Origin of the sequence: Variovorax sp. Sphag1AA (assembly GCF_014192575.1) — a bacterium.
In the GTDB taxonomy this organism is placed as follows: domain Bacteria; phylum Pseudomonadota; class Gammaproteobacteria; order Burkholderiales; family Burkholderiaceae_C; genus Variovorax.
The window spans coordinates 968881-988527 of record NZ_JACHYC010000002.1 but is presented as its reverse complement, the minus strand read 5'-3'; the positions used below and the strand labels follow the sequence as shown (position 1 = coordinate 988527).

Below are 19647 nucleotides of genomic sequence, written 5' to 3'. Positions count from 1 at the left end.
CGCATGGTGCAGGTCTATGTGTCGAGCGTGATCGACGCCAGCGCGGACAACGTGTGGTCGCGCATCCGCGACTTCAACGGCATGCCGCTGTGGCACCCGGGCATCGCGGACAGCCGCATCGAGAACGGCCAGCCGGCCGATCGCGTCGGCTGCATCCGCCACTTCCACACGCGCGACGGCGGGACGATCCGCGAGCGGCTGCTGGCCCTGTCGGACTACGAATACAGCTGCACTTACGAGATCCTCGAAAGCCCGATGGGCGTAGCCAACTATGTCGCAACGCTCAAGCTCACGCCGGTGACCGATGGCGTGCGCTGCTTTGCCGAGTGGAGTGCCGAGTTCGAATGCGACGAAAGCCGCGAGCGCGAGCTGACCGAGACGATCGGGCATGGCGTCTTCCAGGGCGGCTTCGATGCGTTGAAACGCCACTTCGGAACGAGCCGTTGAGATGCTCCAGCGTGTCGTCCGCTCGACCATCATCGACGCGCCCATCGAGCGCGTCTGGGCGGTGCTGCGCGATTTCAACAGCCACGACCAATGGCATGACGTGGTCGAGCAGAGTCGCATCGAGGCGCAGGAGCGCAGCGACCAGGTCGGCTGCGTGCGCAGCTTCACGCTCCGCGACGGCAACCGGATCCGCGAGCAACTGCTGACGCTGTCGGACACCGAGCACAAGAGCACCTACTGCATCGTCGAGGCCACCGTGCCGCTGCAGCGATATGTCTCCACGGTCACGCTCAAACCGGTGACGGACGGCAACCGCACCTTCTGGCACTGGACCTCGACCTTCTCCACGCCGCCCGGCATGGAACGCGAATTGCGCGAGATGGTGGCGCGCGATGTGTACGAGGCCGGCTTCGAGAACCTGCGTCGCCACCTGCGCCAGGGTGGCGATCTGCGTACACCCGGCAGCGCGCCGATGCCCACTGCCCTGCCCTTGCCCACTCGCCGGATCGCGGTCGAGCGCTATGGCGGCCCCGAAGTATTGCGACCGCAAACTGCCGACGCGGCTGCGCCACGGCCGGGCGAAGTGCGCATCCAGCAGCGCGCAATCGGCGTGAACTTCCTCGACGTCTATCTGCGACGTGGATGGATTCCATCGCTGATGCCGGTCTCGCCCGCATCGCCGGGCGTTCCCGGCATGGAGGCCGCGGGCAGCGTGCTCGATGTCGGAGCGCAAGTCACCGGCGTTCTGCCGGGCGATCGTGTCGCCTATCTCGGCCCGATGCCAGGCGCGTACTGCGGCGTGCGCAGCGTGCCGGCCGAGTGGGTGGTGCGCCTGCCGGCGGCGGTTGAAGACGCGACAGCTGCCGCGCTGCTGCTCAAGGGCATCACGGCCGACTACTTGCTGCGCGACCTGGGCCATGTGCAACGCGGCACGCGGCTGCTGGTGCATGCGGCGGCCGGTGGCGTGGGCCTGCTCGTCTGCGCGTGGGCACGGCGGCTGGGTGCGACCGTGATCGGCACCGTGTCGAGCGAAGAGAAAGCCCGCGTCGCCCGCGAGCACGGCTGCGAGCATGTGATCGTCACGCGCGACTACCGCTTTGCCGATGCAGTGCAGCGCGTGTGCGGCGGCGCGGATGTGGTGATCGACGGCCTCGGCGATGCGGCGCGCGAAGAAAACCTCGCCGCCCTTGCGCGACGCGGCCACTGGATCAGCCTCGGGCAGGCCAGTGGCCCACTCTCGCCACTGCCGCCGGATGCCCTGGTCGCGAAATCGCTGAGCTTCTCGCGGCCGGTCGTCTTCGACTACACCGCCACGAATGAACAGCTTGCACAGCGTGCGCAACGCGTGTGGGACGCGCTGGCCGATGGATCGATCCGTCAACCGCCGATCGAACGCTTCGGCCTCGAAGCCGCCGCCGATGCGCATGCACGACTTGAATCGCGCGCCACCATCGGCGCGCTGGTGCTGGTGCCCTGACCGAACCCGCAAGGAGAACACGAATGATCGTCGGCATGAACCACTTCACCGTGATCGCGGAAGACCCGAAGGCGACGCTGGACTTCTACACCGGCCTCCTCGGCCTCAAGGTCGGCCACCGGCCGAACCTGGGCTTCGATGGCGCATGGCTCTACGGCGATGCGCCACAGGCCGTGCTGCACCTGTACTTCGACCGCAAACCACCGGAGCAGCGCGTGGGCGTGATCGACCACATGGCATTCACCGCGCGCGGACTGCGCGAAGTGAAAGCGCGGTTCGACGCCAGCGGCACGAAGTACGACCTGCGGCAGCAAGCGGGTGCCGGGACGTGGCAACTGTTCTGCTACGACCCGAACGGCGCAAAGGTCGAACTGGACTTCGATCCGTCAGAGACGCTGTAGGTCGTTCATTCAGGCTTGATCGCGGCGGCGCGGATGATCTGCCCATTGCTCGCGAACTCGCTCGCGATCTCGGCCGCGAAGTCCTCCGCACGCCCGCCGGTCGGCACGTTGTCCGACTGCTTCAGCCTCTCGCGAAGATCAGGACTCGCGAGCGCCTTGTTGATCTCGACGTTGTACTTCTCGATCAGGATCGGCGACATGCCTGCAGGCGCGAAGACGCCGAACAGCGACGTCTGGTTGGCGGCGGCGTAGCCCAGTTCGGCCAGCGTCGGCACCTTCGGCAGGCTTTCGAGACGCGTCGGTGCGGCCACCGCCAGCGGGCGCAGCTTGCCCGTCTGGATCTGCGTCGCAACCGACGGCCCGGCATTGGTGGACAGGATCTCGAACTGCCCGCCGACGGCGTCAGTCAATTGCTGACCACCGCCCTTGTAGGGGATGTGCGTGATGTCGACCTTCGCCACGGCGCGCACCTGTTCGAGCACGATGTGGCCCAGCGAAGCCTGACCTGACGTGGCCCACCGAATGGCACCCGGACGCGCGCGCGCATCGTCGATCAGCGACTTGAAGTCGCGCGTCCCGGTGGCCGGTGTTGCGAGCAGCAGCACGGGCGAATACATCACGCTCACCACGGGCGCGATGTCCTTCATCGGATCGAAGGGGGACTTCACAAGATGTGGGTTGAGCACCAGCGGGCTGATCGATGAGAAGCCCAGCGTTGCACCATCGGGCGCGGCCTTGGCGACCGCGTCCATGCCGATGGTGCCGCTCGCGCCGGCCTTGTTCTCGACGATGAAGGTCACGCCGAGTTGCGCCGCGAGCTTGTCAGCCAAGGCACGTGCGACGACGTCACTGACCCCGCCCGAGGGATAGGCCACGATGAGGCGAACGGTCTTCGGTACGGCCTGTGCATGCGCAAATGCAGCGATGAATGAAAGACCCAGCCCCGCCACGAGTGCGCGCCGGTGTTTGTTCAAGGACATGAAAACAACTCCAGAAAGACAAGAGATCAGCCGCGCGGATGGTGATGCGCATGGAGCTGCTTGAGCCGTTCGCGCGCGACGTGTGTGTAGATGGTGGTCGTGGAAATGTCCGCGTGGCCCAGCAGGAGCTGGACCGCGCGAAGGTCCGCGCCATGGTTGAGCAGGTGCGTCGCGAACGCATGCCGCAGCGTATGAGGCGACAGCGGAACGTGGATGCCCGCAGCCTGTGCCTGCTTCTTGACGATCACCCAGAACATCGCGCGCGTCATGCCCGCACCGCGATGGGTCACGAAAAGGTCCTGCGTCTGCTGGCCGTCGAGGATCGCGGGTCGCGACTCGTGCATGTAGCGCTCGATCCAGCGCCGCGCCTCGCCGCCGAAGGGCACCAGTCGCTCCTTGCTGCCCTTGCCGAGCACGCGCAGCACGCCGTCGTTGAGGCTCATCTCGAAGACCTTGAGCGCGACCAGCTCGCTCACGCGCAGGCCGCTCGCGTACATCAGTTCGAGCATCGCGCGGTCGCGCAGGCCGAGCGGCGTTTCGACGTCCGGCGAGGCGAGCAGGTCGTCCACCTGCTTCTCGGAAAGCGTCTTGATCGCACGCGGCATCTGCCGCGCCGGCATCAGCCGCAGGCTCGGATCGGCGGGAATGCGTTGCTCGCGCAGCGCCCAGCGGTAGTAGCGCTTGAACACCGTCAGCCGCCGGTTGGCAGAGGTCGCCTTGCCCTTGTCGGACAGGCGCACACCCATGTAGGCCTGCAGATCGGTCTCCTGCGCGCCGTCGAGCGCCTTGGCGCGCTCGGCCGCGAGCCATCTCGAGAACAGCTCCAGATCGCGACGGTACGCGGCCAAAGTGTTCCTGGAGAGTCCGTCCTCCAGCCAGAGGGCGTCGATGAATTCGTCGATTTCAGTGGATTCGGTGACCGCGGTCATGCGGGGCAAGATAGCAAAAAACAAAACGCATGATGCTTACACTGGCCGCTTCATGAATCGCGAGCCTGATTTTCTCGAGCACCTGCGCGCCGAATTGTCGGGCGGCCGCGTGTGGATCGACCGGGCGATCGTGCTTTGCTATGCCATCGCCGCCGGCTTGTTCGTGGTGGGTTTCACCCTGCTCAGCGACTGGGTGTTCGGGCAATTCAAGCACGTCTATGGCCGCTGGCCCTGGGTGGTGCTGCTGACCACGCCGGCGATCACCGCGGGCATCGTGTGGCTGACCCGGCGCTACTTTCCCGGCGCGGGCGGCTCGGGCATCCCCCAGGTCAAGGCGGCGCTGCACCCGGACCTGCCGCACGACAAGCGCTTCTTCTTCGCCTCGCTGCGCCTCACGCTCGGCAAGATCGGGCTCGGCGCGGCGGGCTTCGCGGCCGGGTTGTCGATCGGGCGCGAAGGTCCTTCGGTGCAGGTCGCCGCGGGTGTGATGCAGCACGCGCGGCGCTGGCTTTCGCCGGGCAGCACCATCGACGGGCGGGCACTGCTGGTGGCCGGCGGGGCGGCCGGGATCGCAGCGGCGTTCAATGCACCACTCGCCGGCGTGGTCTTCGCCATCGAGGAGCTGACGGGCCGGCTCGAGTCACGCTCCAGCGGGCTGATCATCACGGCGATCGTCCTGGCGGGTCTGGTGGCCGTGTCGGTGTTCGGCAATGTGAGCTACTTCGGCGTGATCCGCATTCCGCGGCTGGGCTGGGATCTGCTCGGGCCCGGGCTGCTCGTGGCGCTGGCGAGCGGCGCCGCGGGCGGTCTCTTCGCGCGACTGATGAGTGCCTCGCTGACCGGCGCGCCGGGGCGCTTCAACACATTGCGGGCGCGCTATCCGGTGCGCTTCGCGGCCGGGCTCGGGCTGTGCATCGCCGTCATCGGGCTCTCCACAGGCGGCATCACTTTCGGCGCGGGTTCCGAAGCCGTCAAGCAAATGCTCCGGGGCCATGACGAGCTGACGCCGCTCTACACGCTCCTCAAGTTCGTCGCGACCTGGCTCACGGCCTGGAGCGGCGTGCCGGGCGGCATCTTCGCGCCGTCGCTGTCGATCGGCGCGGGCATCGGCGATGCGGTGTCGGTCATCGCCAATGCCGACCTGGCGCCGGCGCTGATCGCGATGGGCATGGCCGGCTTTCTTGCGGCCGTGACGCAGGCGCCGCTCACCGCTTTCATCATCGTGATGGAGATGGTCGACGGCCACTCGATGGTCCTGAGCCTGATGGCCGCCGCGATGCTCGCCAGCCTGGTGTCGCGCATGATCAGCCGGCCGCTGTACGACACGCTGGCCGAGTACATGGTCGAGCGCGCGCGGGACGACGCCGCCTACACGCCGCCCGAGGCCCCCGCTCGCGAAGGTGCGGCCAGCGTCAACCCGTAGCGCGACATCACCTCGACCAGCCTTGCCTTGTCGGGCGGGCCGCCGGCGTTGATCACCGTCGCGACGTCGCGGAAGTACTGCGCGCCGATGTCCGGCGTGAGCACAACGAGCGCGCGTGCCGGCTGCGATCCGCCGTTCCTGAAGCCGTGCACCGACCCGCGCGGCGTGGACATCCATTCGCCCGGCTTCAGTTCGCGCGTGTCGGCATCGACCGAATAGGTGATCGAGCCTTCGACAACGTAGAAGAACTCCTCGTTGTCGCGATGGCTGTGCGGCGGCGGCACGTTGGCGCCCGGCGGCACCGTGAGTTCGAACACGCCCAGACCGCCGCTGGCCGAGCCGTCGACGAGATAACGGATCTCGAGCTGCCCTGCGTTGATCACTTCATCGCTCATCGCTTTCTCCGTTCGTTTGCATACGCGCGAACTCTAGTTTGTTTCGACTCCTGGTGCATCGATTCGAACCCTCGCGCACCGGTGTAGCCTCACGGCATGGATTCCCTCATCGCCGCTTCCGCCCGGGCGCTCGCTACGGGTGATCCGCTGGGCGCGCTCAAGCGAGTCGCCTTGCGCGACGATCCGCCCGCGCTGGCGCTGCGCGGGATCGCGATGGCCCAGCTTGGCGAGCACCCGCGTGCGCGCGAACTGCTGCGCCGCGCGGCACGCGGCTTCGGTTCGCACGAAGAACTGGCGCACGCCCGCTGCGTCGTCGCCGAAGCGGAAGTCGCCCTCGCGATGCGCGATCTCGGTGGCTCGCCCCGTGCGCTCATGGCGGCATCGGCCACGCTCGAAGCGCGTGCCGATCGCGCGAACGCGCTGCAGGCGCGGCTGATCGCGGCGCGTCGGCTTCTGCTGCTGGGCCGGCTCGACGAGGCCGAGTCCGCACTGTCGCAGCTCGATGCACGCGGGCTGCCACCGCTGTCGGCGGCCATTGCCGAGCTGACCGGCGCGGAGCTTGCGCTTCGCTCGTTGCGCATCGATGCAGCACGTGCGGCGCTCGCCCGCGCGCAGGAAGTCGCCCAGCGCAGCGGCGTACCGGCGCTCATGGCCGAAGTGGCGGAAGCGCGCGCCGCGCTCGATCGCCCCGCAGCGCGGCGCCGGTCCGGGGGCACCGAACAGGCGCTGCGCCTCGACGAAGTCGCCGAGCTCGTCAGCGCCGGCGCGCTGGTGGTGGACGCCTGCCGCCACGGCATCCGCATGGACAACACATGGCTGCCGCTCGCACGGCGTCCGGTGTTGTTCGCGCTGGCCCAGGCGCTGGCCGAAGGGTGGCCGGGCGACGTCGATCGCGATGCCCTGATTGCGACCGCGTTTCGCATGCGCGAGCCCGACGAGACGCATCGGGCGCGCCTGCGGGTCGAGATCGGGCGCCTGCGCGCGCTGGTCAAGCCGATGGCGGACGTCGAAGCCACTGCGCAGGGCTTCGTGCTCAAGCCGCACCATGCACGCGAAGTCGTCCTGCTCGCGCCGCCGATCGACGGTGAGCAGGCGTCGCTCGTGGCCCTGCTGTCGGATGGCGCCGCATGGTCCACTTCCGGCATCGCGCTGGCGCTGGGCGCGAGCCAGCGCACGGTGCAGCGCGCACTGGTCGAACTGGAGGCCACGGGGCGCGTGCGGTCGATCGGCCGGACGCGGGCGCAGCGCTGGCTCGCACCGCCGCTGGCCGGATTCACGACGATCTTGTTACTCCCCGCTTCGCTGCCGTTTGAATAGAGTGCTCCCAACGGCGTCGCTTCCGGCGCCCGACAGGAGCCCTTGATGAGCAGCAAGACGAACGATGACAGCACCGGACCGATCGCGCGTGCGGCCGAGATCGTGCGCGAATACGGCCCCTTCCCGGGTGCCGACAACGTGCACGGCGTGACCCACGACGGCGAGCGCGTGTGGGCCGCCACCGGGCCGCGGCTGGTCGCCTTCGATCCCGGGAGCGGCGCCACCACGCGCACGCTCGACCATCCGTGCGATGCAGGCACCGCCTTCGACGGCAAGCACCTCTACCAGATCGCCGAATCGCGCATCGACAAGATCGATCCGGTCACGGGCAAGACGCTGTCGTCGATTCCCGCGCCGGGCAACGGCTACGACTCCGGCCTCACATGGGCCGAAGGCAGCCTGTGGGTGGGCCAGTACCGCGATCGCAAGATCCACCAGATCGATCCCGAGACCGGGAAGATCAAGCGCACCATCGAATCCAACCGCTTCGTGACCGGCGTGACCTGGGTTGACGGCGAGCTCTGGCACGGCACCTGGGAAGACGAGGAAAGCGAGCTGCGCCGCGTCGACCCGGAGAGCGGCGCGGTGCTCGAACGACTCGAAATGCCGCACGGCATCGGCGTCAGCGGGCTCGAGTCCGACGGCGATGGACTCTTCTACTGCGGCGGCGGAACGAGCGGGAAGGTCCGCGTCGTCCGCCGGCCGAAGACAGCCGCCTGATCACACACCCGATCGAACGAAGGAGCACACCATGACCACCGCAAACCATGCCGTCGTCTCCAGGGACCGCTGGATCGCCGAGCGAAAGACACTGCTCGCCCGAGAGAAGGAGCTCACGCGCCTGCACGACCAGATCGCAAGCGAGCGCCGCGCGCTGCCGTGGGTGCGCGTCGAGAAGCGCTACGTGTTCGACACGCCCGAAGGACCGCGCACGCTGGCAGACCTCTTCGAAGATCGCGGCCAGCTCATCGTGCAGCACTTCATGCTCGGCCCGGGATGGGAACAGGGCTGCGTGGGTTGCTCTTACATGGCGGACCACACCGACAGCATGACGGTGCACCTCGAGCACCGCGACATCGCCTGGGTCGCGATCTCGCGCGCGCCGCTGGCGGAAATCGAGCGCTTCCAACACCGCATGGGCTGGAAGTTCAACTGGGTGTCGTCGAACGGCAGCACCTTCAACCACGACTTCGGCGTGAGCTTCACGCCCGAGGAGAGGCAGCGCGGCGAGGTCTACTACAACTACGGCATGCAGGCGTTCCCGCACGAGGAAGCACCCGGCATCAGCGTCTTCTTCAAGGACGAGGCGGGCGAGGTGTTCCACACCTACTCCACCTACGGGCGCGGCGTGGAAGTGATGATGGGTGCCTACAACATGGTCGACCTGACGCCCAAGGGCCGCGACGAAGGCGATGCTGGCATGGGATGGGTGCGCCACCACGACCGCTACGAACCCTCGCCGAAGGCAGCCGGATCGTGCTGCAGCGCGCACGGCTGACAGGCGCACGGCGGGTGATGGGGCCAACCTCATGGCACAGCTCTGGCCATGGCTGGTGGTTGCGGGGAGCGGCGCCCTTCACGGGCTCAATCCCGCCACCGGCTGGATGTTCGCGGCGGTCTGGGGATTGCGCTCGGGCGATCGGTCGCAGGCGCTACGCGCGCTGACGCCGATCGCGGGCGGACATGCGGCATCGATCGCTTTGGTGGCCGCAGCCGTGGCGCTCGGCGTGTCGATGGACCGCGCCGTGCTTCAGGCCATGGCCGCCGGGCTGCTGGTGATCGTCGCGCTGGTGCATCTGTCGGGCCGCCGGTCCCGCCATCCCGACCCGCAAGCGCAAGGCCACGGCCCGGTCGGACATGCCGGCCTGGCGCTCTGGTCTTTCATGATGTCCACCGCGCACGGCGCAGGATTGATGCTGGTGCCTGCGCTGGTCCCGTTGTGCATGGGGAGTGCGCCGGGACAGGCAACCACCGCATCAGGTGCGCTGGCGCTGGCCCTTGCAGCGGTGGGAATTCATACGGCGGCGATGCTCGCAGTGACCGCGTTGATCGCCACCGGCGTCTGCCACGGCTTCGACAGTGGCAAACGCCTGGTGCGAAGGCTTACTCGAGCTGAAGCTTCTGCTTCACCACGACTTCCTTGTAGACCTCGTATTCGGCCTTGATCTGCGCGGCGAACTGCTCCGGCGTATTGGCGACGATCAGCGAGCCCGTGTCCTCGATGCGCTTGCGCACCGCCGGATCCTCGACCGCCTTCTTGACGCCGGCATTGATCTTGTCGACCACTTCCTTCGGCAGTCCCTTCGGACCGAGGATGCCGTAGTAGGCCATGCGATTCACCGGCTCCAGGCCGACTTCCTTGAAGGTCGGCACGTCGGGCAGTTCCTTGAGACGCTGCGGCGCGGACACCACGATCGGCACCAGCCGGCCGCTCTTGATGAACGGAAGCGCCGAGGGAATGTTGTCGAACATGATCGCCACCTGGCCTGCCACCACGTCGTTGAGCGCCGGACCCGCGCCGCGGTACGGGATGTGGGTCACGTAGGTGTTGGTCAGGCTCTTGTAGAGCTCCATCAGCAGATGGCCGATGCCCCCTGTGCCCGACGAGGCGTAGGAGTACTTCCCGGGGTTCTTCTTCAGCACCGCGACGAACTCAGCGTAGTTCTTTGCCGGAAAGCTCGGATGCACCGCGATGATGTTCGGCGTTGCCGCGATGTTGACGATCGGGGTGAAGTCGTTGATCGGGTCGTACGGCGTCTTCGGGTTGATCGCCGGATTGGCCGCGGTGCTCGACACTGTCGCGACGCCGAGCTTGTAGCCGTCCGGCGTGGCGCGCGCGGTCTCGGAGGCGCCGACGATGCCGCCGCCGCCCGCCTTGTTGATCACCACGACGCTCTGCCCCAGCGCCTTGGTCAGCGGTTCGGCAATCACGCGCGCGACGATGTCGGTGGTGCCGCCCGGCGCGAACGGCACCTGCAGTTCGATGGGCTTGTTCGGATAGCTCTGCGCCCAGCTGGACCCTGCGACCGCGAACAGCGCGGCTGCGCCGGCGAACGCACTCCATTGACGACGATTCATTGAATGGCCTCCTTGAGCCAGGAAGAAACGAAAGGTTTTGATGCTAGCGGCTCGTCCGCCGCGCTACCTCGTGGATAACCCACAAGAAACCACCGTTTATCCTCGACCGGGTGAACTATGCGCAGCTTCTCTTCCCGGACTTCTCGCTCATCGCCTGCGGTTGGCTACTTTGTCGCTACACCGCGCTCAACCGGCTCGTGTGGGGCCACGTCGAAAGCCTCGTCTACTACTTCCTCTTCCCGGTGCTGCTCTTCCATTCGATCGTGCGCAGCCCGCTCGACTTCAGCGCGACCTCGAACCTGCTGACCGCCGGCGTCGGTGTCGGCCTCTCGGGCATTGCGCTGGCCTATGCCCTGCCCTTCCTGCCGGTGATCGGCGCGCACATCGACCGGCGCGAGCACGCGGCGAGCGCGCAGATCGCCTTTCGTTTCAACTCCTTCATCTGCCTCGCGCTCGCGGGCCGCGTTGGCGGCCCCGAAGGACTGCTCATGATCGCGGTGCTGATCGGCGTGTGCGTGCCGATGTTCAACATCGCCGCGGTGTGGCCGATGGCACGGCATGCGCAGACCGGCTTCGCGCGGCAGCTTGTGCGCAATCCGCTCATCATCGCCACCGTGACCGGGCTCATCGCCAATCTGCTGGGGCTGGGTGTGCCGACGTGGCTCGAACCCACGCTCTCGCGCATCGGCGCGTCGTCGCTCGCACTGGGCCTGATGGCGGCCGGCGCCGGCATGCAGTTCGCGTCGCTCGCGCGCGGCAAGGTTCTGGCGATATCTGTGCTGGCGATTCGCCACCTGGCGCTGCCGCTCATTGGCTGGTGCCTTGCGGTGGTGTTGCGGCTCGATCCAGCGCAGGCGGCTGTGCTGATGACTTTCTCCGCCGTGCCGACCGCGTCGAGCGCCTACGTGCTTGCGGCGCGCATGGGCTACAACGGGCCCTACGTCGCGGGGTTGGTCACGCTCTCGACGCTGCTCGGCGTGGCGAGTCTGCCCTTCGCGCTGTCGCTGATCTCGCCCTGACGCCGGCACTGGCGGAAAGCCCATCAGCGGCTACGATGCGCCGATGCGCTACTTCCTCGTCGCTGTCGCTGCAGTGTCCCTCGCGGGCGCCGCGATGGCACAGGACTACACGCGCTATCAGGGCACATGGAACGGCCCTTTCCTCTTCTACTTCACGCAGGAAGACGGCGGCGCCCTGGGTCCGCCGATGGTCTACCCCGGCACGCTGGAGATCGAACGCGATGGCGCCGTGCGCGGTAGCGTGCCCGATGCAGCCTGCCTGATGGCCGGCTCCAGCGCCGACTACGTATCGCCGGTGAATGCGACGATCGATCTCGACGTCAGGGACTGCCGCGACGTGCGGTTCAACGGCCGCTACACCGGCAAGCTTCTGAACAACCCGGCATTGAAATACGCTTCGATCCGCCTGAGTTCCACGCGCTCGCTCGAAACCGGCACCGCGCAGATCTCCGCCATCATCCGTCACTAAGGCCGAGCGCCCATTCGACATGCTCGCGCACCAGGGGGCTGGGGTGCGACAGGCGCGTCTCCAGAGCGGCACGGGCGCTTTCATCGCCCGCACGCAGTGCATTGCCGAGCGCAACCGCCACATTGCGAAGCCACCGTTCATGGCCGATGCGGCGAATCGGGCTGCCCTCGGTATAGCGAAGGAACACCTCCTCGCTCCATGCGAACAGCTCGGCGAGCTGCCGCCCGGTGAGGCCTTCGCGCGCATCGAAGTCGGGCAGCGAACTCTTCTTCGCGAACTTGTTCCATGGACAGATGAGCTGGCAGTCGTCGCAGCCGTAGATGCGGTTCGCCATCAAGGGTCGCAGCTCGACCGGGATCGGACCCGCATGCTCGATGGTGAGGTAGGAAATGCAGCGTCGCGCATCGAGGCGATACGGCGCGATGATGGCCCCCGTCGGGCACACGTCGACGCACGCGCTGCAACTGCCGCAGTGCGCGCTGACCGGCTCGCTCGGCGGCAACTGCATGTCCACGTAGATCTCGCCAAGGAAGAACATCGAGCCGGCTTCGCGGTCCAGCACCAGCGTGTGCTTGCCGCGCCAGCCCTGCCCGCTGCGCGACGCGAGTTCGGCTTCGAGCACCGGCGCAGAGTCAGTGAAGGCACGATGGCCGAAGGGACCGACTTCTTCCGCGATTCGCTCCGCGAGCCTGGACAGGCGCGAACGCAGGACCTTGTGATAGTCCCGTCCGCGCGCATAGAGCGACACGATGCCTTCGCCCGGCCGCTGCAGGCGGGCGAACTCCACGGCTTGCCACTCATCAGGTGTGCTGCGCGGCAGATAGTCCATGCGCGCAGTGATCACGGACACCGTGCCCGGCACCAGTTCCGCCGGGCGCGCACGCCGCATGCCATGCGCGGCCATGTAGTGCATCTCGCCATGGAAACCCTTCGCGAGCCACTCCCCGAGGCCCGGTTCGGCACTCGACAGGTCGACACCCGCAATCCCGATTTGGGAGAATCCGAGTTCCCGGGCCAGTGCCCGAATCCGATTCACGAGTTGATGGCTGCCGATCACCTGCCGATTGTAGAAACGCATAGCGCCACGCGCGTCTGGCGCACGGAAGACGACACGGAGACACTGGCTCGCGCGCTCGCGTCATCGCCAGCGCTGCGTGATGCGTTCATCTCATTGCAGGGCGACCTCGGCGCCGGGAAAACCACCTTCGTGCGCCACTTGCTGCGTGCGCTCGGCATCACGGGCCGCATCAAGAGCCCGACCTATGCAGTGGTGGAACCGCACGAGGCGCCTGATGGACTCGCGATCTTTCATTTCGACTTCTACCGATTCAGCGACCCGCGCGAATGGGAAGACGCAGGATTCCGCGACATCTTCGCGGGCCCCGGCGTCAAGGTGGCCGAATGGCCTGAAAACGCTGCGGGGCGCATCCCGCTTGCGGATCTTGCTATTAAAATCGAAGCAATGACTGACGACACCCGCACCGTCACCCTTCGCGCCAACACCGAGCGCGGCGCCCGGTTGCTCGCTGCCGCATGAGCGCGAAAGGATTGAAGCGCCGCGCATTGCTGCAGGGCGGCAGTCTCGCTCTGCTGCTCGGCATCCACGAGATCGCGCGCGGCGCAACCATCGTGGCCGTCCGCGTCTGGCCCGCAGAGGACTACACGCGCGTCACCATCGAATCCGATGGGCGACTGAATTCGCAGCAACTGGTCGTCGGCAATCCGCCACGCCTCGCAGTGGACATCGAAGGCATCGACCTCAATCCAGCGTTGCGCGAACTGGTCGGCAAGATCAAGCCCGACGACCCTTACATCAACGGCTTGCGTGTCGGGCAGTTCGCTCCGAGCGTGGTGCGCATCGTGTTCGACCTCAAGCAGGCGGTGGCGCCGCAGGTCTTCTCGCTCGCGCCGGTGGCAGCCTATCGCGACCGCCTGGTGCTCGATCTCTATCCGCAGAAGCCGATCGACCCACTCGAAAGCTTCATCACCGAGCGCATGCGCGAAGTGCCCAAGGCACAGGCCGCAGCGCCAGCACCGCGCGGCGCGCCGCAGGTCGCGGAAGCACCGGCCGCACCCAAGGCCGGCTCCGAAGCCGATCCACTCGGCGACCTCATGGCGCAGCAGGCGGCACGGCCGTCGCAGTCGCCTTCTTCCGCCGCGGCCGCTGCCGCAGCAGGCAAAGCGCCCGCCGGTGGACTCCCGTTGCAGGTCCCGCCGGTGGCAAGCGCGCCACCGCCCGCGCCCGCCCCCGCACCCTTGCGCGGTGGCGCCACACCGAACCAGACCGATCGCATCATCATCGTCGCGCTCGATCCCGGCCATGGCGGCGAAGACCCTGGCGCGATCGGCTCGAACGGCACGCGCGAAAAAGACATCGTGCTGCAGATCGCACATCGCCTGCGCGAACGCATCAATGCGAGCAACGTCAACGGCAATCCGATGCGCGCTTTCCTTACGCGGGATGCCGACTTCTTCGTGCCGCTCGGCACACGCGTGCAGAAGGCGCGGCGCGTTCAGGCCGACCTGTTCGTGAGCATCCATGCCGATGCTTTCACCACGCCCGACGCGCGCGGCGCGAGCGTGTTCGCGCTGAGCCAGGGCGGCGCGTCGAGCAGTGCTGCGCGGTGGCTTGCCAACAAGGAAAACCAGGCCGACAAGGTTGGCGGCGTGAACGTCGGTAGCCACGAGGTGCAGGTGCAACGCGCCCTGCTCGACATGAGCACCACGGCGCAGATCAACGACAGCCTCCGCCTCGGCGGCGCGATGCTCGGCGAGATCCGCGGTATCGGCGCACGGCTGCACAAGGGACAGGTCGAGCAGGCCGGATTCGCGGTGCTCAAGGCGCCCGACATCCCGAGCGTGCTGGTCGAGACGGCCTTCATCAGCAACCCCGAGGAAGAAGCCAAGCTGCGCAGCGTGGCCTACCAGGAAGACCTCGCGGATGCGCTGATGCGTGGCATCCAGCGCTACTTCGCGCAAAACCCGCCTCTCGCACGCAGCCGGCAGCTCTAGGCTTTACTTCAGGTCGATTTGGGGATGGCGCAGGGGCAGCGGTTCCTGGGCGCCGCAACTGTGCATGGCGTCTTGCTTCAGATTGGCGATCTCGCGCTTTGATGTGGGTGGAGAGGCGCGAAACGCGGTAGCGAAGGCTTCGGCGCCGCAACTGCAGAACTCGCCGTGGCGGGGGCGTCGCTCGGCGTTGCTGATGCAGTCCTGGCGGAACCACGCGGCGATGGTCGATTTCGCAGCGGGGCATTGCTGCAGAAGCTTGTGGTCGCGCACGACTGCGATCCGGCGGCGCATTGTGGAGCCGGTCTCCTTCAGCGCATCCCGGTAGCCCTCGGTGAGGCAACGGCAGTCGTAGAGATCGGGGTAGTCCTCGTTCTTGGCGCATGCGACGGCGAAACGCTGGACCTCGCGCTCCAGTTGGGCCGGGGTCGCCGCATCGGCGCTATGCACAAAGGCCAGCGCCAGGGCCAGAAGCGCCATTGCGCGTATTGCAGGTATCTCGCGCCAAGCCCCGTTCATCCGTTTTCCTCTGCAGGAGCCGCCACCCGGCGGCAATGACCATGTTGCCGGGTCTGGCGCCGGATGTATATGGAGGCTTCCACGAAAGTTGAAACGCGCCGCGGCGTTGAGCCATCCAATGGGCAAGAGAAGCTCATGTCACACATCGCACCCACTCCTTCAAGCCCGCCCGCACCGGAGGATTCCGATGCCGGGCTCGCGGCCCGCGCCGCCGGCGGCGACGCACAGGCCTTTGCGCTCATCATGCGGCGGCACAACCAGCTGCTGTTCCGTACCGCGCGCAGCATTCTCCGAAACGACGACGAAGCGGAAGATGCATTGCAGGAAGCGTACCTGCGCGCCTGGCGCGCGATCGGAGGCTTCCGCGAGGAGGCTCGCCTCTCCACTTGGCTCGCACGCATTGTCATCAACGAAGCGCTCGCGCGCCTGCGCCGCCGCGGCGCCCAGGTGATCCCGCTCGACACCGCGATCGATGCGGCAGCCGAAACCGGTGAGCCCTGGGAGGAAGCCGATCCCGACCTTCAACCGGAGCGCATCACGATGCGGCAGGAAATCCGAAATCTCATCGAGCGCCGGATCGACCGGCTGCCCGAGGCCTACCGCACCGTGTTCGTGCTGCGCGCGGTCGAGGAAATGAGCGTTTCCGAAACCGCCGCGGCACTCCAGTTGAACGAGGCCACGGTGCGTACGCGCTTCCTGCGTGCCCGCGGCATGCTGCGCGAGCACCTCTCGCGCGACATCGACGTCGCGCTGGGCGACGCCTTCTCGTTCGCCGGCGCACGTTGCGACCGCATCGTGGCTGGCGTGCTCGCAAGGATTTCCAGCCAACCAGCCAACTGAAGGGAGCCCCCATGTCGTTCTTTCTCATGCCCTCGACCGTCGCAGCGCGGCGCCTCTTTCTCGGCCAGACCGGACTCGTGCTCTCCGGCACAGCCGTGGCACTGCTCGCCGGCAACCATGCACTCGCAGCCAAGGCCGGCGGCGATGGCGCCAACGACGTGCGCATCCTCAACACCGCGCTGGGCGCGGAACTCGAAGCCGTGGCCGCCTACCAGGTCGGCGCGGAAAGCAAGCTGCTCGACAAGCCCGTGCTCGATCTGGCAACAACCTTCCAGGGCCATCACAAGCAGCACGCGGAGTTGCTCTCGGCCACCATCACGAAGCTCGGCGGCAAGCCTGTGTCCGCCAAGTCGAAGTACGACTTTCCGACGGACCAGCTGAAGTCGCAGGCCGACGTGCTGCGCTTCGCGGCGAAGCTCGAACAGGGCGCGGTCAGTGCCTATCTGGGCGCGGTGCCGCTGTTCCAGGAGCGCGATCTCTCGAAGGCGGCGGCCAGCATCCTCGGCGACGAAGCCATGCATTGGGCCGTGCTGCGTCAGGCGGTGGGCGAACCGCCCGTTCCCACTGCTTTCGTGTCGTGAAGGCGCATGGCCTGGCGGTGGCGGTCGCGTTGGCCGCCGGCGCGACCGTGCCCGCCTTCGCGGCGGCACCCGACGTTGCACGCGGCGAGCAGATCTACGTGCGATGCATGGCCTGCCATGCACTGGCCACCGATCGCGTCGGGCCCCGCCATTGCGGCCTCTTCGGCCGGCGCGCGGGAAGCATTCCGGGCTACCCCTACTCGGATGCGATGAAGAACTCGCGCATCGTCTGGAACGAAAAGACGCTGGACCGCTTCCTCGCTAACCCGCCCGCGACGGTGTCGGGCACGACGATGACCTATGCCGGCATCGAAGATCCGCGCGAGCGTGCGGACCTGATCGCCTATCTGCGCCAGGCCGGCGAGGGCCCTGCCTGCGGTCATTGAAAGGTCTGGGTACGATCCCAGCGCCATGACTGCTTTCGACGATGCGCTGAGCCATGAGATCGCGCCGCTGCTCGCGAGCCTGACCGCGCGTCTGCGGGCGGGCACGGGCGACGCAGAAGCGCACCGGATGCTGCAACGCCTGCGCGAAGCCTTTCCGCCCGCGCTCGCATCGCACGGCGAATGGCTCGCGACGGCGCTGTTCCCTGCGTTGTACGAATCAATGGCCGGTTCCGACGCCGTCTGCATTCGCGAAATGGAGAGCGGCCTGCGCGAGGGCCACCGAAGCCTCTCGGCGCAATGGCACGCGCTCGAACCGATGCTGGGCGACGATGCATCGCCTCCGTCCGATGCAGAAGCGGTGCTGGCGCACATCGAACCGCTGGCCGCCCTGTGTGCCCGTCAGACGGCTTTCGAACAGGACGAGCTCTTTCCGATGGCCGAACGGCTGCTGAGCGACGAAGTACTGGCTCGCCTGCGCCCCTGACCCGGCGCGACCCGCACTCGCTAAGATTGCGGATCTTCGCCTCCGCCATGGCAGCCCCACGCATTCAACGACCTTCGACGCGCCGCTTCGCGTGGCTGCTGTGGGTCATGCTGCTGCTTCCGGTGGCGCAGGTCGCCGCTCTGTGGCATGGCGTGTCGCACGTCGTGCCAACTGCCCAGCAGGAGGCACCGGCGCCCGGCGAGCCGCTGTCGCAGGCGGCGCATTGCGACCTTTGCCTGCTGGCGGCGACCATCCACGGTGGCGCGCTGCCCAGTGCGCCGATCCTGCTCCCGCATCCAGCCCTTAAGCACCAGGCACCGCCGGTTGCTTTCGCTGCCGGATGGTCCGGGACGCCCGCGCTCCCCTACCGCAGCCGCGCGCCGCCCGCTTCCTCGCTCTGACCCGTTGACTCCACGCCCGCCCGCGCCCAGCGCCAGGCGGGCGCCCTCCAACGTTCCTGCGAGGAGCTCCTGCTCATGCAACACCTTTCCCGGGTCGGCCTCGTGCTGGCCCTGGCCATGCCGCTCGGCGCGCTGGCCGACCCTTCGTCCTCCGATGTCGATGCGCTTCGACGGGAGATCCAATCCATGCGCGCCGACTACGAAGCGCGCCTGCAGGCGCTTGAACAGCGCGTGAAAGCGGCTGAGGCCGCTGCGGCGCAGGCGCCGGCTCCGGCCACCGCCAGCGCGACCAACGCTGCGCCGGTCACACCACCGCCGCCCGCCGCCGAGCCGGCCGCGGCCGCCGTCGCATCAACCGGCGGAGGCGGCGCGAACGCCTTCAACCCTGCGCTGTCGCTGATCCTCTCGGGCGGCTACACCAACACTTCGCAGGACCCGGCGAAATACGCGATCACCGGCTTCCCGCTGCCGCCGGACGCAGAGATCGGACCCGGCAAACGCGGCTTCAGCCTCTCCGAATCGGAACTGGGCTTCTCGGCCAACATCGACCCATGGCTGCGCGGCGCGGCCAACATCGCGCTGGAGCCGGACAACTCGGTGTCGATCGAGGAAGCCTTCATCCAGACGACTTCTCTCGGCAACGGGCTGTCGCTCAAGGCGGGCCGCTTCTTCTCGGGCGTCGGCTATCTCAACTCGCAGCATTCGCACACGTGGGATTTCGTCGACAACCCGCTCGCCTACCAGGCGATGCTGGGAACGCAGTACGGCGACGACGGGCTGCAGCTCACATGGATCGCGCCGATCGACCACTACATCGAACTCGGCGCCGAGATCGGCCGGGGCCGCACCTTCCCCGGCAGCGACTCGAACAACAACGGCGCGGGCATGACCGCACTGACCCTGCACACCGGCGGGGACATCGGCGACAGCAGCAACTGGCGCGCGGGCATCTCGATGCTCAATGCCAAGGCGAACAACCAGGCCCTGGTCTCGACGAACGCGGCGGGCGCGACGGTGAACGACATCTTCAACGGCGACACCCGCGTGTGGGTGCTCGACGGCGTGTGGAAGTGGGCACCCAATGGCAACGCCACGCGGACCAACTTCAAGCTGCAGGGCGAATACCTGCACAGCAACCGCAACGGCAACCTGCTCTACGACGTCGGCAACACCGATGCCTTCGGCGACTACCGCGTGGCGCAGTCGGGCTGGTACGTGCAGGCCGTCTACCAGTTCATGCCGCGCTGGCGCGTCGGCGCGCGCACGGAACAACTCGACCCCGGCACGCCGAACTTCGGACTTGCATCCGCCGCACTGTTCAGCGACTACCGGCCGCGCAAGAACTCGGTGATGGTGGACTTCAACCCGAGCGAGTTCTCGCGCATCCGGCTGCAGTTTGCGCAGGACCGCGCGCGCGAAGGGTTCGTCGACAACCAGATCACCCTGCAGTACCAGATGAGCCTCGGCGCCCACGGTGCGCACAACTATTGAT

Annotated in this window: 24 protein-coding genes; 18 read left to right on the top strand and 6 right to left on the bottom strand. The window is 67.4% G+C overall.

Going from position 1 to position 19647, the window contains the following annotated elements; genetic code table 11:
- Positions 1-3 precede the first annotated feature (3 nt).
- The 3 genes from FHW64_RS11285 to FHW64_RS11275 are packed head-to-tail and all read left to right on the top strand — an operon-like array spanning position 4 to position 2325.
- The gene (locus FHW64_RS11285) at positions 4-447 is read left to right on the top strand and encodes an SRPBCC family protein (RefSeq protein ID WP_184526005.1); all 444 of its coding nucleotides are present in this window, start codon (positions 4-6) and stop codon (positions 445-447) included.
- Between the two features lies 1 nt (position 448).
- The gene (locus FHW64_RS11280; RefSeq protein ID WP_184526003.1) at positions 449-1924 is read left to right on the top strand and encodes an SRPBCC family protein; all 1476 of its coding nucleotides are present in this window, start codon (positions 449-451) and stop codon (positions 1922-1924) included.
- 23 nt (positions 1925-1947) lie between these two features.
- Positions 1948-2325 (top strand): VOC family protein, encoded by a 378-nt coding sequence (locus FHW64_RS11275; RefSeq protein ID WP_184526001.1) that lies wholly within the window; start codon positions 1948-1950, stop codon positions 2323-2325.
- 5 nt (positions 2326-2330) lie between these two features.
- Here FHW64_RS11275 and FHW64_RS11270 read toward each other — a convergent pair whose 3' ends face one another.
- Both FHW64_RS11270 and xerD read right to left on the bottom strand, forming a co-directional pair.
- Positions 2331-3305, bottom strand: coding sequence for a tripartite tricarboxylate transporter substrate binding protein (locus FHW64_RS11270; protein ID WP_184525999.1), 975 nt, complete (start codon positions 3303-3305; stop codon positions 2331-2333).
- 26 nt (positions 3306-3331) lie between these two features.
- Positions 3332-4234 (bottom strand): site-specific tyrosine recombinase XerD, encoded by a 903-nt coding sequence (gene xerD / locus FHW64_RS11265; protein WP_184525997.1) that lies wholly within the window; start codon positions 4232-4234, stop codon positions 3332-3334.
- Positions 4235-4286: 52 nt separating this feature from the next.
- Here xerD and FHW64_RS11260 point away from each other — a divergent pair, with 52 nt between their 5' ends.
- Complete coding sequence (locus FHW64_RS11260; protein ID WP_184525995.1) at positions 4287-5657, top strand: chloride channel protein; 1371 nt, start codon at positions 4287-4289, stop codon at positions 5655-5657.
- Here FHW64_RS11260 and FHW64_RS11255 read toward each other — a convergent pair.
- The gene (locus FHW64_RS11255) at positions 5603-6052 is read right to left on the bottom strand and encodes a cupin domain-containing protein (protein WP_184525993.1); all 450 of its coding nucleotides are present in this window, start codon (positions 6050-6052) and stop codon (positions 5603-5605) included. The two genes, FHW64_RS11260 and FHW64_RS11255, sit on opposite strands and share 55 nt — an antisense overlap.
- 96 nt (positions 6053-6148) lie before the next feature.
- Between FHW64_RS11255 and FHW64_RS11250 the strand changes: the two genes are divergently transcribed.
- Genes FHW64_RS11250 through FHW64_RS11235 form a run of 4 tightly spaced genes read left to right on the top strand, consistent with a single transcriptional unit; the run spans position 6149 to position 9534 of the window.
- A complete protein-coding gene (locus FHW64_RS11250) occupies positions 6149-7369 on the top strand; it encodes a helix-turn-helix domain-containing protein (protein WP_184525991.1) in 1221 nt (406 codons plus the stop codon).
- A 45-nt stretch (positions 7370-7414) separates the two neighbouring features.
- Entirely contained in the window at positions 7415-8089 is a 675-nt protein-coding gene (locus FHW64_RS11245) for a PQQ-binding-like beta-propeller repeat protein (RefSeq protein ID WP_184525989.1), read from the top strand.
- 31 nt (positions 8090-8120) lie between these two features.
- Positions 8121-8867: a thioredoxin family protein gene (locus FHW64_RS11240; RefSeq protein WP_184525987.1), complete on the top strand. Its 747-nt coding sequence runs from the start codon at positions 8121-8123 to the stop codon at positions 8865-8867.
- Between the two features lie 31 nt (positions 8868-8898).
- The gene (locus tag FHW64_RS11235) at positions 8899-9534 is read left to right on the top strand and encodes a hypothetical protein (RefSeq protein ID WP_184525985.1); all 636 of its coding nucleotides are present in this window, start codon (positions 8899-8901) and stop codon (positions 9532-9534) included.
- Here the strand turns inward: FHW64_RS11235 and FHW64_RS11230 are convergent.
- Complete coding sequence (locus FHW64_RS11230; protein ID WP_184525983.1) at positions 9473-10447, bottom strand: tripartite tricarboxylate transporter substrate binding protein BugE; 975 nt, start codon at positions 10445-10447, stop codon at positions 9473-9475. The two genes, FHW64_RS11235 and FHW64_RS11230, sit on opposite strands and share 62 nt — an antisense overlap.
- Positions 10448-10557: 110 nt before the next feature.
- Here FHW64_RS11230 and FHW64_RS11225 point away from each other — a divergent pair, with 110 nt between their 5' ends.
- The gene (locus FHW64_RS11225) at positions 10558-11466 is read left to right on the top strand and encodes an AEC family transporter (protein ID WP_311733284.1); all 909 of its coding nucleotides are present in this window, start codon (positions 10558-10560) and stop codon (positions 11464-11466) included.
- 43 nt (positions 11467-11509) lie between these two features.
- Positions 11510-11935, top strand: a complete 426-nt coding sequence (locus FHW64_RS11220) for a hypothetical protein (RefSeq protein ID WP_184525982.1) — start codon at positions 11510-11512, stop codon at positions 11933-11935.
- On the opposite strand, the gene queG is transcribed toward FHW64_RS11220, so the two are convergent.
- The gene (gene queG / locus FHW64_RS11215) at positions 11922-12992 is read right to left on the bottom strand and encodes a tRNA epoxyqueuosine(34) reductase QueG (RefSeq protein WP_184526335.1); all 1071 of its coding nucleotides are present in this window, start codon (positions 12990-12992) and stop codon (positions 11922-11924) included. The genes FHW64_RS11220 and queG overlap by 14 nt on opposite strands.
- Between queG and tsaE the strand changes: the two genes are divergently transcribed.
- Entirely contained in the window at positions 12978-13472 is a 495-nt protein-coding gene (tsaE, locus tag FHW64_RS11210; protein ID WP_184525980.1) for a tRNA (adenosine(37)-N6)-threonylcarbamoyltransferase complex ATPase subunit type 1 TsaE, read from the top strand. The two genes, queG and tsaE, sit on opposite strands and share 15 nt — an antisense overlap.
- Positions 13469-14947 carry an N-acetylmuramoyl-L-alanine amidase gene (locus tag FHW64_RS11205; RefSeq protein WP_184525978.1) on the top strand — a complete coding sequence of 493 codons (1479 nt, stop codon included), beginning with the start codon at positions 13469-13471 and terminating at the stop codon, positions 14945-14947. The genes tsaE and FHW64_RS11205 overlap by 4 nt, the downstream gene beginning before the upstream one ends.
- 3 nt (positions 14948-14950) lie before the next feature.
- On the opposite strand, the gene FHW64_RS11200 is transcribed toward FHW64_RS11205, so the two are convergent.
- Positions 14951-15424: a hypothetical protein gene (locus tag FHW64_RS11200; RefSeq protein ID WP_184525976.1), complete on the bottom strand. Its 474-nt coding sequence runs from the start codon at positions 15422-15424 to the stop codon at positions 14951-14953.
- 174 nt (positions 15425-15598) lie between these two features.
- Between FHW64_RS11200 and FHW64_RS11195 the strand changes: the two genes are divergently transcribed.
- The 6 genes from FHW64_RS11195 (at position 15599) to FHW64_RS11170 (ending at position 19646) form a co-directional block, all read left to right on the top strand.
- Entirely contained in the window at positions 15599-16303 is a 705-nt protein-coding gene (locus FHW64_RS11195; RefSeq protein ID WP_184525974.1) for an RNA polymerase sigma factor, read from the top strand.
- An 11-nt stretch (positions 16304-16314) separates the two neighbouring features.
- Complete coding sequence (locus tag FHW64_RS11190; RefSeq protein ID WP_184525972.1) at positions 16315-16884, top strand: ferritin-like domain-containing protein; 570 nt, start codon at positions 16315-16317, stop codon at positions 16882-16884.
- The gene (locus FHW64_RS11185; RefSeq protein WP_409350611.1) at positions 16881-17270 is read left to right on the top strand and encodes a c-type cytochrome; all 390 of its coding nucleotides are present in this window, start codon (positions 16881-16883) and stop codon (positions 17268-17270) included. The genes FHW64_RS11190 and FHW64_RS11185 overlap by 4 nt, the downstream gene beginning before the upstream one ends.
- A 25-nt stretch (positions 17271-17295) precedes the next feature.
- Positions 17296-17754, top strand: coding sequence for a hemerythrin domain-containing protein (locus tag FHW64_RS11180; RefSeq protein ID WP_184525970.1), 459 nt, complete (start codon positions 17296-17298; stop codon positions 17752-17754).
- A gap of 47 nt (positions 17755-17801) precedes the next feature.
- Positions 17802-18155 (top strand): hypothetical protein, encoded by a 354-nt coding sequence (locus FHW64_RS11175; RefSeq protein WP_184525968.1) that lies wholly within the window; start codon positions 17802-17804, stop codon positions 18153-18155.
- A gap of 75 nt (positions 18156-18230) precedes the next feature.
- Positions 18231-19646 carry a porin gene (locus FHW64_RS11170; RefSeq protein WP_184525967.1) on the top strand — a complete coding sequence of 472 codons (1416 nt, stop codon included), beginning with the start codon at positions 18231-18233 and terminating at the stop codon, positions 19644-19646.
- Position 19647: the final 1 nt, after the last annotated feature.